Annotated in this window: 13 protein-coding genes; all 13 read left to right on the top strand. The window is 72.7% G+C overall.

Annotation, left to right across the window (positions count from 1 at the left end):
• Positions 1 to 11 precede the first annotated feature (11 nt).
• The 13 genes from fliF to SPOPO_RS27740 all read left to right on the top strand — a co-directional run bounded on the left by fliF (position 12) and on the right by SPOPO_RS27740 (position 11,357).
• Positions 12 to 1,616, top strand: coding sequence for a flagellar basal-body MS-ring/collar protein FliF (gene fliF / locus SPOPO_RS0104600; protein WP_019873609.1), 1,605 nt, complete (start codon positions 12 to 14; stop codon positions 1,614 to 1,616).
• The gene (gene fliG, locus SPOPO_RS0104605; RefSeq protein ID WP_019873610.1) at positions 1,617 to 2,630 is read left to right on the top strand and encodes a flagellar motor switch protein FliG; all 1,014 of its coding nucleotides are present in this window, start codon (positions 1,617 to 1,619) and stop codon (positions 2,628 to 2,630) included. It abuts the gene before it with no gap.
• A complete protein-coding gene (locus SPOPO_RS27720) occupies positions 2,614 to 3,285 on the top strand; it encodes a FliH/SctL family protein (RefSeq protein ID WP_084670885.1) in 672 nt (223 codons plus the stop codon). The genes fliG and SPOPO_RS27720 overlap by 17 nt, the downstream gene beginning before the upstream one ends.
• 5 nt (positions 3,286 to 3,290) lie before the next feature.
• Positions 3,291 to 4,595 carry a FliI/YscN family ATPase gene (locus SPOPO_RS0104615; RefSeq protein ID WP_156870412.1) on the top strand — a complete coding sequence of 435 codons (1,305 nt, stop codon included), beginning with the start codon at positions 3,291 to 3,293 and terminating at the stop codon, positions 4,593 to 4,595.
• The gene (locus SPOPO_RS0104620) at positions 4,592 to 5,020 is read left to right on the top strand and encodes a hypothetical protein (protein WP_019873613.1); all 429 of its coding nucleotides are present in this window, start codon (positions 4,592 to 4,594) and stop codon (positions 5,018 to 5,020) included. Before SPOPO_RS0104615 ends, SPOPO_RS0104620 begins: the two co-directional genes overlap by 4 nt.
• On the top strand, positions 5,017 to 5,724 hold the full coding sequence (locus SPOPO_RS27725) for a C40 family peptidase (protein ID WP_019873614.1): 708 nt from the start codon (positions 5,017 to 5,019) through the stop codon (positions 5,722 to 5,724). The genes SPOPO_RS0104620 and SPOPO_RS27725 overlap by 4 nt, the downstream gene beginning before the upstream one ends.
• Positions 5,721 to 6,959: a flagellar hook-length control protein FliK gene (locus SPOPO_RS0104630; RefSeq protein WP_019873615.1), complete on the top strand. Its 1,239-nt coding sequence runs from the start codon at positions 5,721 to 5,723 to the stop codon at positions 6,957 to 6,959. The genes SPOPO_RS27725 and SPOPO_RS0104630 overlap by 4 nt, the downstream gene beginning before the upstream one ends.
• Positions 6,960 to 6,971: 12 nt before the next feature.
• Positions 6,972 to 7,406, top strand: coding sequence for a flagellar hook capping FlgD N-terminal domain-containing protein (locus tag SPOPO_RS27730; protein WP_019873616.1), 435 nt, complete (start codon positions 6,972 to 6,974; stop codon positions 7,404 to 7,406).
• Between the two features lie 13 nt (positions 7,407 to 7,419).
• A complete protein-coding gene (locus SPOPO_RS0104640) occupies positions 7,420 to 8,607 on the top strand; it encodes a flagellar hook protein FlgE (RefSeq protein ID WP_019873617.1) in 1,188 nt (395 codons plus the stop codon).
• Positions 8,608 to 8,820: 213 nt separating this feature from the next.
• Positions 8,821 to 9,123, top strand: a complete 303-nt coding sequence (locus tag SPOPO_RS0104645) for a flagellar FlbD family protein (RefSeq protein ID WP_019873618.1) — start codon at positions 8,821 to 8,823, stop codon at positions 9,121 to 9,123.
• The gene (locus SPOPO_RS0104650; protein ID WP_019873619.1) at positions 9,123 to 9,890 is read left to right on the top strand and encodes a motility protein A; all 768 of its coding nucleotides are present in this window, start codon (positions 9,123 to 9,125) and stop codon (positions 9,888 to 9,890) included. The genes SPOPO_RS0104645 and SPOPO_RS0104650 overlap by 1 nt, the downstream gene beginning before the upstream one ends.
• Position 9,891: 1 nt before the next feature.
• Complete coding sequence (locus SPOPO_RS27735; RefSeq protein WP_019873620.1) at positions 9,892 to 10,833, top strand: OmpA/MotB family protein; 942 nt, start codon at positions 9,892 to 9,894, stop codon at positions 10,831 to 10,833.
• On the top strand, positions 10,830 to 11,357 hold the full coding sequence (locus SPOPO_RS27740; protein WP_019873621.1) for a flagellar basal body-associated FliL family protein: 528 nt from the start codon (positions 10,830 to 10,832) through the stop codon (positions 11,355 to 11,357). The genes SPOPO_RS27735 and SPOPO_RS27740 overlap by 4 nt, the downstream gene beginning before the upstream one ends.
• The last annotated feature ends 44 nt before the right edge of the window (positions 11,358 to 11,401 follow it).

The following is an 11,401-nucleotide window of genomic DNA, read 5'->3' on the forward strand; positions in this document are numbered from 1 at the left end:
GAGACCCACTGATGCCACCCGTCGTCTCCGGCCTGCTCGGCAAGGGCGGCCGGATGTTCTCCTCGTTCACCGTCGGCCAGAAGGTCGTCTCGGTGGTCGGGGTTCTCGGGCTGCTGTTCGGCGCCTACTTCTTCATGTCGTGGGCGACCAAGCCGACCTACGCACCCCTGTTCACCAACGTCGCGCCGGCGGACGCGTCCGCGATCGTCGACCAGCTCAACGCGGCGGGGACGCCGTACCAGCTGGCGAACGGCGGCACGACGATCCTCGTCCCGCAGGCGCAGGTGTACGACACCCGCATCGCGATGAGCGGCAAGGGCATCGCCCCGAGCTCGAGCAGCAGCGGGTGGGGCATCCTCGACAAGCAGGGCATCACGACCTCGAAGTTCCAGCAGGACGTCGGCTACCGGCGCGCGCTGGAGGGCGAGCTCGCCCGCACCGTCCAGGGCATCGAGGGCGTCAACACCGCGGTCGTGCACCTGGCGCTGCCGGAGAAGACGGTCTTCACCAAGCAGGCCGACACCGCCAAGGCGTCCGTGCTCGTCGACACTGCGCCCGGGACGTCGTTGACGTCGGGTCAGGTCCAGTCGATCGTCAACCTGGTCTCCTCCGCGGTGGAGAACCTCAAGCCCGACCAGGTGACCGTCGCCGACTCGACCGGCAAGACTCTCTCGGCGTCGGCGGAGTCGTCGGCCGGCACCGCGGCGGACAACCGCGCGCAGCAGACCCGCGAGTACGAGACCCGCGTCGCGTCCGACCTGCAGGCGATGATCGACCGCGTCGTCGGTCCCGGCCACTCCGAGGTCCGGCTCTCCGCCGACCTGGACTTCGACGCGACGAAGACCACCAGCGAGACCTTCACCGACCCCGGCACCAAGCCCTCGGCCACGTCGACCACGACCGAGAAGTTCACCGGCAACGGTGCGGCGGTCGGCGGCGTCCTCGGGCCGGACAACCAGGCGGTGCCGAACAACGGCGCGGGCGGGACCGGCAACTACGAGAAGACGACCGGGACGCAGAACAACCCGCTGAACCGCGTCGTCGAGGAGCGGACCTCCGCCCCCGGCGCCGTGCGCAAGCTCAACGTCGCGGTCCTGCTCGACGCCAAGACGGCGACCGCGGTGAACACCGCGCAGATCGAGGCGCTGGTGTCCTCCGCGGTCGGCCTGAACGCCGAGCGCGGCGACACCGTCGTCGTCGACGCCCTGCCGTTCGACGAGACCGCGGCCACCGCGGCCGCCGAGGAGCTCGCCGCCGCGAAGAAGGCCGAGGCCGCCGCCGAGCGCAACGCGATGATCTTCACCGGGGCCAAGTACCTCGGCGGGGCGCTGCTCCTGCTGATGCTGTTCCTCTGGGGCCGGCGCAAGATGGCCCGGATGTCGCGGGTCGCCGAGGACCGCCGCGAGATCGAGGCCCTGCAGCGCGCCCTGGCCGCCCAGCAGTCGGAGACGTCGGAACTGGCCGCGATCCCGGGCGGGGTCGCCACCGGCGCCTACGGCGAGCTCGCCGCGTCGCCCGCCGCCGAGGCCCGGAACGACGTCGGCGACCTCGTGAAGTCCCAGCCCGACGAGGTCGCGCAGCTGCTGCGCGGCTGGCTCGCGGACCGGCGGTCCTAGATGAGCGAGCTGGCCACGCTGTCCGGCGTGACGAAGGCGGCCATCCTGCTGATGCAGGTGCCGCGGGACGACTCCGCGCGGATTCTGGCGCAGATGCGGGACACCGAGGTCGAGGCCGTGACGGCCGAGATCGTGCGCCTGCAGCACGTGGACTCCGAGCTCGCGGACAAGGTCATCACCGAGTTCCGCGAGATGGCGGCCGCGCGGCACGTCGTGCTGGAAGGTGGTGTCCGCTACGCACGCGACCTGCTCGCGGGCGCGCTCGGCGAGGAGAAGGCGGACGAGGTCATCGGCCGGATCTCCGCGTCGATGAAGGAGATCCCCTTCGAGTTCCTCCGCCGCGCGGACCCGCGGCAGATCCTGTCCTACCTCTCGGACGAGCACCCGCAGACGATCGCGCTCGTCCTGGCGCACATGAGCGCCGACCAGGCCTCCCTGGTGCTGGGCGGGCTCGCGCCGGAGCTGCAGGCCGACGTGGCGCACCGCATCGCGGTCATGGACCGGACGTCGCCGGAGATCATCACCTCGGTCGAGGCGTCGTTGAAGCGGCGCCTGCTCTCGGTGCTCGCGACCAGCGAGTTCTCCGAGGTCGGCGGCATCTCGCCGCTGGTGGACATCATCAGCCGCGCGGACCGCTCGACGGAGAAGCTGATCCTCGAAGGTCTGGAGGGGCGCGACCCCGACCTCGCGGACGAGATCCGCAGCCACATGTTCATGTTCAAGGACATCGTCGGCCTGGACGACCGGAGCGTTCAGCTGGTCCTCCGTCAGATCGACACCAGCACGCTCGCCACCGCGCTCAAGGGCGTCAGCGAGGACGTCAAGGAGAAGATCCTGAAGAACATCTCCGAACGGGCCGCCGAGAACCTCCTCGAGGAGATCGACCTGCTCGGTCCGGTGCGCCTGCGCACCGTGGAGGAGGCCCAGGCCTCGATCGTCCAGAGCATCCGTTCCCTCGAGGAGTCCGGCGAGCTCGTGATGCGACGGGAGTCCGACGATGACTTCGTCTCCTGAGCTTCCCTCCCGCCTGATGCGCGGGACCGCGGCGGCCGACCTGCCCGCGGCACCGCTGGAGGGACTGCTCGACCCCCTGCAACGCACGGCGCTCGAGGAGCTGTCCGCGGAGACGCGGGCCGCGGCGCGGGCCGAGGGCTACGCCGTCGGGTGGGCCCAGGGCCGGCGGGCCGCGGACGAGGCCGCCCGCGAGGAGTCCGCGCGGTTCGCCACCGAGCGTGCCGTGGCCGCCGAGCGGTCCGACCTCGAACTGCTGAACGCGCTGCGGGCGCTGACGGCGGCCGCTGACTCTCTCGAGGCTCGGGCCGTCGTGCCCGCGCAGGAGCTGACGGACGCGATCGTGCGCGGCGCCGTCGAGCTCGCGGAGAGCCTGCTCGGCCGGGAGCTGACGCTCGCGACCGACCCCGGTCTCGACGCGATCCGGCGAGCGCTGGTGCTGCTTCCGCAGAACCGGTCGGTCACCGCGCGACTGCATCCTGACGATGCGTCAGCGACACGCGCCGCGCTGGCCTCGGCCGACCTCGGTCGTGAGGTGCTCGTCGTCGCCGACCCGAACGTCGAGCGTGGCGGGGCGGTCGTCGACTGCGACGCCACCCGTGTCGACGCCCAGCTCGGACCGGCCCTGGAGCGCGTTCGGGCGGTGCTGGGGCTGTGACGACCATGTTCGCTGCTGACGTCCTCGCCGCCGCGCGCCCGCGTGCGACCGGTCTGGTGACGGGTGTCGTCGGGCTGGTCGTCGACGTCGTCGGCGTCGAGGCCGCGGTCGGTGAGCTCGTGATGCTGGGGCCGGACGAGATCCCGGCGGAGGTCGTGGCGGTGCGCCCGGCGACCGCCGAGGGCAGCCGCCTCGCGTGCATGCCGCTGGGCTCGACGAACGGCATCCGCGCCGGACACCCCGCGCGGGGCACCGGCTCCGCGCTGACCGTCGGCGTCGGGGAGGCGCTGCGCGGTCGCGTGCTCGACGGCCTCGGCTCGCCGATCGACGGTCGGCCGCTGCCGGCCGGGCTCGAGCGCGTCCCCGTCGAGGCCGACGCCCCGCACCCGCTGCGGCGCGGCCGGGTGAACGAACCGCTGTCGGTCGGCGTCCGCGCCCTCGACACGCTGGTGCCCGTCGGCCGTGGTCAGCGCATCGGCATCTTCGCCGGGTCCGGCGTCGGTAAGTCCTCGCTGCTGTCGATGATCACGCGCGGCACCGAGGCGGCGGTGACCGTCGTGTGCCTGGTCGGCGAGCGTGGCCGTGAGGTCCGCGAGTTCCTGGAGAACGACCTGGGGCCCGAGGGCCTCGCGCGCGCCGTCGTGGTCGTCGCGACCTCGGACGCGCCGCCGATGGTGCGTCTGCGCGCGCCGTTCGTCGCGACGCGGATCGCCGAGCACCTGCGCGACTCCGGCCAGGACGTCCTGCTGCTGATGGACTCGCTGACCCGCCTGGCCTACGCCCAGCGCGAGGTCGGGCTCTCCGCCGGCGAGCCGCCGGCCACCCGCGGGTACCCGCCGTCGGTGTTCGCGCTGCTGCCGCGGCTGCTGGAGCGGGCGGGCCCGGGCGAGACCGGGTCGATCACCGGCATCTACACCGTCCTCGTCGACGGTGACGACCACAACGAGCCGGTCTCGGACGCAGCGCGGTCGATCCTCGACGGGCACGTCACCCTGACCCGGCGCCTCGCGACCGCCGGGCACTTCCCCAGCATCGACGTGCTGGAGTCGGTGTCCCGCGTCTCCGGCGCGGTGACGACGCCGGAGCAGCGCGCGCTCGCGACCGAACTGCGCCGGCTGATGGCCGCGCACCGCGACGCCCGCGACCTGATCGAGATCGGCGCCTACGTGGCCGGGACGAACCCGGTCGTCGACCGGGCGCGCGAGCTCGCCCCGGCGATCGACGCGTTCCTGCGCCAGGACCTGCACGGGCAGACCTCCGCCACCGAGGCGTGGACCGCGCTGTCCGCGCTGCTCGGGGGTGCGGCATGAGATTCCTGCTCGGCACCGTGCTCAAGGTGCGCAAGCTGCGCGAGGACATCGCGAAGGCCGAGGCCGCCGCGGCCCAGGCCGCGTCCCACCGCGCCGCGACCGACTTCGCCCGCCGCGAGGCGGCGCTCGCCGGCCGACCCGAGCCCGGCACGGCCGAGGCGTCGCAATGGCTCGCGGCCCGCGCGGCGTTGCTGACGATGGCTTCCGACGTCGCGGTCGCCCGCGAGGTCGCGGTCGCCCGGGACGCGGACGCCGCTGCGGCCATGGCCCGCTTCGCCACCACCCGGCGTGAGCGCGAGGGTGTCGAGGATCTGGCGCAGCGTCAGAAGGAGGCGGAGCTGCGCGAACGCGAGGCCGCGGAGCAGCGGGAGGCCGACGACCGTGCCGGCGCCCGTCTCTTCGCCGCCCGGGAGGACCAGCCATGAGCATCGCCGACGTGCAGGCCCGCATGGCGGCCATCACCGCGCAGTTCGTCTCGCCGCTGCAGACCGTCGCGTCGGCGTCGGCGTCGGCGTCGACGTCGACGGCGTCGGGCTCGACCGCGACCACCTTTGCCGCCGCGCTCGCCGAGGCGACCAACTCGACCGGGGCAACCGGCGCGGGTTCGGGGGCGGGTTCCAAGGCGACCGGCACGGCCGCCGAGCTCATCGCCGACGCGAAGCGCTACCTCGGCGTCCCCTACGTCTGGGGCGGCACCAACCCCGCCAAGGGACTGGACTGCTCCGGCCTGACCCAGCTGGTCTACGGCCACGTCGGCATCGACCTGCCCCGCGTCAGCTACCAGCAGGCGAAGGAGGGCACCGCCGTGAACGGGCTCGCCAATGCCAAGCCCGGCGACCTGCTCGCCTTCGACTCCCCCGTCGACCACGTGGCGATCTACCTCGGCGACAACAAGATGATCCACGCCCCCCGGCCCGGAAAGGTCGTCGAGATCTCCGACGTCTACGAGACCCCGACCCACATCCGCCGCCTGCTCCCCGAGACCGCTCCGGTCAGCAACGCCCTGCCGGGTGGGCTGCCGAGCGGAGTGGCGAACGCCCTGGCGACCGCGCTGCCGGGCGGGACGGCGAACTCACTGCTGGCCCAGTACCCGGCCCTGGCCGCCGCGCTCGGAGGGAGTGCGTCATGACGACCCCCACGATCGGTTCGCTCCCGGTGCCCGTCCCCGCGACGGCCCCGACCGGCCGCGCGGCCACGGACTCGGGGTCGGACGCGGACGCCGGTACCGGCTCCGGCTCGGGCGAGCAGTTCGCGGGGATGGTCGCCGACCTCGTCGCGGCTCTCCTCGGCACCCCGGCCCCCGCGGCGTCCGACCTCTCCGGCGAGGCGCGCCCATCCGTCGCCTCGGATGGGCGCGGCACGCCGGAGAAGTCGGCCCTCGCGGCGGGGGTCGTCGCCCCGTCCCCGCTCCCGGGCGCGGCCCCCACCCCGGGCGGCGCGGACCCGGCCTCGGCAGCGACTCCGGCGACCGGCTCTGTCGCGGCGGCGTGCGCGACACCGGCCGCCGCCACGGGCACCGCCGATTCCGCCGCGACGGGCCCGGCCGGTCTCGACTTCTCCGGCGAGGCGCGCCCATCGACCGCCTCGGATGGGCGCGGCACGCAGGAGAAGACGGCCACCCCGGGCGGGGCCGACGTCTCGGAGGTCTCGGAGGCCCCGGCTCCCGCGCCCAAGTCGCCGGACAAGGCCGCCCCGTTCGAGGGACGCGCCGACCCCGCTGGCAGCTCATCCGGCCAGGACCCCCACAACCCCAACTTCTCCGGCGCGGGGCGGCCATCCCCCGCCGGGGAAGGGCGCGGCGCGCCGGAGAAGTCGGACGGGGTCACCCCGGCCGGCGCGGCTCCGGGCGCTGCGCCCACGTCGGCGACCTCGACCGTGGGTCCCGCGGCCGCGGCGTCGTCCGCGACTCCCGCGACTCCGACGCCCGCACCCCTGGCGGCGCAGCTCGCCGCCCCGATCACCGCGGTGCACCAGGGCGGGGCGGAGGGGACGCACGTCCTGTCCGTCGAGGTCACGCCCGAGGAGCTCGGCCCGGTCCGGGTGGAGCTCGAACTCCGGGACGGGACGGTCGAGCTCCGGCTCGCCGGCCAGAGCGAGGCCGCCCGCGACGCCCTGCGCGCGGCCCTGCCCGACCTGCGGCGCGCGCTCGAAGCGGCCGGCATCGGCACGGGCACCTTCTCGCTCGGCGGGGACGGCGGCTCGCCGCAGCCCGGCCCGGGCGACCCCCAGAACGGGCACGCCCGTCCCGCCTGGGCGGGCGGGGACGGGCGTGTCCCGCACGGCACCACGCAGAACACAAACGCCGGAGCACCCACCGGCGCCGGCACCCCGGCACCCGCCGGCTCGCTCGACCTGCAGCTGTAGTCAGGAGAAACGTTGACCGTCCTACCCCCCACCCCGATCTCGTCGCTCTTCGAGCCGAAGCCGGCGGCGACCAGCACGCCGGGCAACACGCTCGGCAAGGACGCGTTCCTCAAGCTGCTCGTCGCGCAGCTGAAGTACCAGGACCCGACCGCGCCGACCGACTCGGCGCAGTTCATGGCGCAGACCGCGCAGTTCACGCAGGTCGAGAAGCTGGAGGAGATCGCCGCGGCGGTCACCCAGTCGCTCACCGCGCAGAGCGTGTTCGGTGTGAGCGCGATGGTCGGACGGACCGTCAGTTGGCTCAATGCCGACGGGACCGAACTCTCGGGCGTCGTTCACGCCGCCTCGTTCACCGCCGCCGGCCCCTACCTGACGGTGGCGGACGGCACGCAGGTCGCCATGGGCGACATCACCTCGGTGCGGGCGACTCCCGCGAACCCCCAGTAACAGGAGACTCTTCATGCTTCGCTCGCTCTTCGCCGGCATCTCCGGTCTGCGCTCGCACCAGACGATGATGGACGTCACCGGCAACAACATCGCCAACGTGAACACGACGGGCTTCAAGTCGAGCACGACGGTCTTCCAGGACACGCTCTCGCAGCTGCTCAAGGGCGCGGGTGCGCCGGTCGGCGGCAACGGCGGCACGAACCCGGCGCAGGTCGGCCTGGGCACGCGCCTGGCCGCGATCACGACGAACTTCGCGCAGGGCTCGGCGCAGTCCACCGGCCGCTCGACGGACCTGATGATCCAGGGCGACGGCTTCTTCGTCGTCCGCAACGGCGGCGAGAACCTCTACACCCGCGCGGGTGCGTTCTCCTTCGACACCGACGGCCGCCTGACCACGCCCGAGGGCGCAGTCGTGCAGGGCTGGTCCGCGAACAACGGGCTGATCGACACCAACGCCCCGGTCGGCGACATCCAGCTGCCGGTCGGCGCGGTCCTGCCGCCGGTCGCGACGAGCACCGCGACGCTGGCCGGCAACCTGCCGTCCGACGCGGCCCTCGGCACCGTCGTCCGCACGTCGATCAAGATCTACGACGCGGCCGGCACCCCGACCGACATGGACGTCACCGCGACGCTCGCCGCGGGCGGCGTCTGGAACCTGACGTCCAGCGTCGGCACGCTCTCCCCCGCGACGCTGTCGTTCACCGGCGCCGGCGCGACCCCGTCCGCCACGTCGCTCACCTTCACCGCCACCGGCGGGCAGGTCGTCACGGTCGACACCAGCACGATCACCGGCTTCGCCGGGCAGAACAGCCTCGCCGCGACCGGCCAGAACGGCTCGGCGATGGGCACCCTGCAGGCGTTCACGATGTCGCCGGACGGGACGCTCATCGGCGTCTTCTCCAACGGCCTCAAGAGCCCGCTGGCGCAGGTCGCGCTCGCGAACTTCAACAACCCGCCGGGGCTGGAGAAGGTCGGCGGGTCGATGTACCGCACGACGGTCAACTCGGGCACCGAGCAACTCGGCACCGCCGGGACCGCCGGCCGCGGCCTGCTCTCCTCCGGCCAGCTCGAGATGAGCAACGTCGACCTCGCGGCCGAGTTCACCAACCTGATCGTCGCCCAGCGCGGCTTCCAGGCGAACTCCCGCGTCATCACCACCAGCGACCAGATCCTCGAGGACCTGGTCAACCTCAAGCGCTGATCCCGCGGGATGACGTCCCGCAGGGGGCCCGCGTCAGCCCGGAGGAGGGCTGACAGGCACCGCTGCGGGACGTCATCCCGGAGCAGCAGGGCGCTCAGAACGGGCGCTCCGCTGCCGAACTGACCGATGACGGGCCGACGGATCGGCCCCGACAACCGAATCGAATAAGGGGTGTCACCCCTTGTTGTCCTCAGGCCCAAGGATGGTGCCGCAATGATCGTCGTGACCCGCCTCGGCGGACCCACGTTCGCCGTGAACCCCGATCTCATCGAACGGGCCGAGGCCAGCCCGGACACGGTCGTGACGCTGGTCGACGGCACGAAGTACGTCATCGCCGAGTCGCTCGACGAGCTGGTCGAGCGGATCCGGACGTACCGGGCGTCGGTGATCGCCGCCGCCGCGCTCGCCGAGCACGTCCTGCGTGAGGCCTCGCCCGCGCAGACGCCCGCGCCGGCACCGACGCGCACACGCTCCTCCGACGGGACCGTCGTCGCGCTGCCCCACCGGGACCGTTGATGGATCCGGCAACCCTGGCCGGGCTCGGCCTGGCCTTCGGCGCGATCTTCCTCGCCGCGATCCTCGAGGGCGCGGACCCGATGTCGGTGTTCCTGCTGCCCCCGATCCTGCTCGTCTTCGGTGGCACCTTCGGTGCGGGCCTGGCCGGCTCCACGATGAAGGACTTCCTGGGCACGATGAAGAGCCTGCCCAAGTACCTCACCGCGAAGGTGACGCCGCCGGACGAGACCGTCGCAACGCTCGTCGACCTCGCCGGCACCGCCCGCAAGGAGGGCCTGCTGGCGCTCGGCGACAAGGTGCGGCACGTCGAGGACCCCTTTCTCAAGAAGGGCCTGGAGAACGCGATCGACGGCACCGACCCGGACGAGCTCGCCGAGATCCTCGAGGCCGAGATCCGCGCGTTCAAGAAGGACGCGAAGGTCAGCTCGAAGCTGTTCACCGACTTCGGCGGCTACGCGCCGACGATCGGCATCATCGGCACCGTCCTGTCGCTGGTCCACGTGCTCGGCATGCTGTCCGAGCCGGACAAGCTCGGCGGCTCGATCGCGGTCGCGTTCCTCGCGACGCTGTGGGGCGTCCTGTCGGCCAACGTGATCTGGCTGCCGATCGCGAAGCGCATCGACCGCATCGTCGAGTTGGAGGCCGCGCGCATGGAGCTCGCGGTCGAGGGCATCCTCGCGATCCAGTCCGGCTCGAACCCGCGCCTGGTCGCGCAGAAGCTGAAGGCCCTCCTGCCGCCGGGGGCACTGGTCGACAAGGCGGCCTGAGATGTCGCACGCCAAGGTCCGCCGGCGCGCCCGGCACGAGGAGCACGAGGAGCACGAGAACCACGAGCGTTGGCTCGTGTCCTACGCGGACATGATCACCGTGCTCATGGCGCTGTTCATCGTGCTGTTCGCGATGTCGACCATCGACGAGACCAAGTTCTGGGAGCTGCGCGCGAGTCTCGCGTCCAGCTTCGGGCACGAGCTCGCGGCCGTGCAGGCCGGCCGGAGCCCCGTCCCCGGCGATTCCGCCCCGGAGGGCCCGCTCTCCTCCGGGCCGATTATGCCGGGCAGCACGGACGTGAAGAACCAGATCGACCAGGCGATCAAGGTCGCCCGTTCCAAGGAGGCGATGGCACAGGCGCAGGCCACGCGGGCGCAGGTCGAGAAGGAGGTCGAGGCGCTGGAGAAGATCCGCAAGGCGATCGCCAAGGCCCTGCAGGGGACGTCGGCGGCGAAATCCGTCCGGTTCCGCTACGACGAGCGCGGCCTGGTCGTCTCGGTTATCACCGACGCGGTCATGTTCGCCCCCGACCGCGCCGAGCTCACCGAGACCGGGCGCGAGATCGTCCACGCCTTCGGCCCGGTGCTGCGCTCCGCCCCGAACGACCTGCTGATCGAGGGCCACACCAACACCGTCCCCGTGAGCCCGAAGTTCTACCCGTCGGAGTGGGAGCTCTCCAGCGCCCGCGCCTCGGCGGTCGTGCGTCGGATGGTCGAGGCCGAGGGCATCGCCCCGAACCGGCTCTCCGCGACCGGCTGGGCCGACCAACGGCCGCTGATCCCCGGCACCTCCGCGGAGGCCAACCGCGTCAACCGCCGGGTCGAGATCGTCGTCGGTTCGACCCTCGCCCCCACGGACCGCTCCCTGCTCGGCACCGTCGCCGCCCAGCAGGTCCCGGAACTGAGTAGCTCAGCGACATCGGCAGCGAAGGAGCAGACATGACCACCCCCACGATTCCTCGCCCGGGCAAGGCCGAGGACGGCGCCACGGACGGCGCCGGAGACCTTGCCGGCAAGAAGGGGAAGGCGGCCAAGGACGGCGCCAAGCCCGGCAAGAAGAAGAAGCTGATTCTCGTCGCCGTCGTCCTCGTGGCGCTCGCCGCGGCCTACTTCCTGGTGCTCAAGCCGAAGCCGGCGGCATCCGGCGAGCCGGAGCCCGGCATGGTCGTCCGCCTCGACCCGCTGACGCTCAACCTCGACGGCGGGCACTACCTCAAGCTCTCGATGGCGCTGCAGTTCACGGCGGCCGCCTCCGCCGGCGGGGGCGGGCACGGCGGCGGGGCCGAGGAGCCCGACGGCTCCCAGGCCCTCGACATCGCGATCGCCCAGCTCTCCAACCGCAAGATCGCCGAGCTCAACACCGCCGCCGCCCGCTCGGCCGCCAAGACCAAGCTCCTGGAGGCGATCGCCGAGGCCTACCACCACGACGTGATGGACCTGTACTTCACGGAGTTCGTGATGCAGTAGCCGGCGGCGCCGCAGGCGCCGGCCCCCCCACATCACCACGAAAG

It is taken from the genome of Sporichthya polymorpha DSM 43042 (assembly GCF_000384115.1).
GTDB lineage: Bacteria > Actinomycetota > Actinomycetes > Sporichthyales > Sporichthyaceae > Sporichthya > Sporichthya polymorpha.

What these genes read in the sequence shown, in the direction of transcription:
- SPOPO_RS0104645 (WP_019873618.1), top strand. Translation starts at nt 8,821, where the DNA reads ATGATCGTCGTGACCCGCCTCGGCGGACCCACGTTCGCCGTGAACCCC.
- SPOPO_RS0104615 (WP_156870412.1), top strand. Translation starts at nt 3,291, where the DNA reads ATGTTCGCTGCTGACGTCCTCGCCGCCGCGCGCCCGCGTGCGACCGGT.
- SPOPO_RS0104620 (WP_019873613.1), top strand. Translation starts at nt 4,592, where the DNA reads ATGAGATTCCTGCTCGGCACCGTGCTCAAGGTGCGCAAGCTGCGCGAG.
- SPOPO_RS27720 (WP_084670885.1), top strand. Translation starts at nt 2,614, where the DNA reads ATGACTTCGTCTCCTGAGCTTCCCTCCCGCCTGATGCGCGGGACCGCG.
- SPOPO_RS27740 (WP_019873621.1), top strand. Translation starts at nt 10,830, where the DNA reads ATGACCACCCCCACGATTCCTCGCCCGGGCAAGGCCGAGGACGGCGCC.
- SPOPO_RS27735 (WP_019873620.1), top strand. Translation starts at nt 9,892, where the DNA reads ATGTCGCACGCCAAGGTCCGCCGGCGCGCCCGGCACGAGGAGCACGAG.
- SPOPO_RS0104650 (WP_019873619.1), top strand. Translation starts at nt 9,123, where the DNA reads ATGGATCCGGCAACCCTGGCCGGGCTCGGCCTGGCCTTCGGCGCGATC.
- SPOPO_RS27725 (WP_019873614.1), top strand. Translation starts at nt 5,017, where the DNA reads ATGAGCATCGCCGACGTGCAGGCCCGCATGGCGGCCATCACCGCGCAG.
- fliG (WP_019873610.1), top strand. Translation starts at nt 1,617, where the DNA reads ATGAGCGAGCTGGCCACGCTGTCCGGCGTGACGAAGGCGGCCATCCTG.
- SPOPO_RS0104630 (WP_019873615.1), top strand. Translation starts at nt 5,721, where the DNA reads ATGACGACCCCCACGATCGGTTCGCTCCCGGTGCCCGTCCCCGCGACG.
- SPOPO_RS0104640 (WP_019873617.1), top strand. Translation starts at nt 7,420, where the DNA reads ATGCTTCGCTCGCTCTTCGCCGGCATCTCCGGTCTGCGCTCGCACCAG.
- fliF (WP_019873609.1), top strand. Translation starts at nt 12, where the DNA reads ATGCCACCCGTCGTCTCCGGCCTGCTCGGCAAGGGCGGCCGGATGTTC.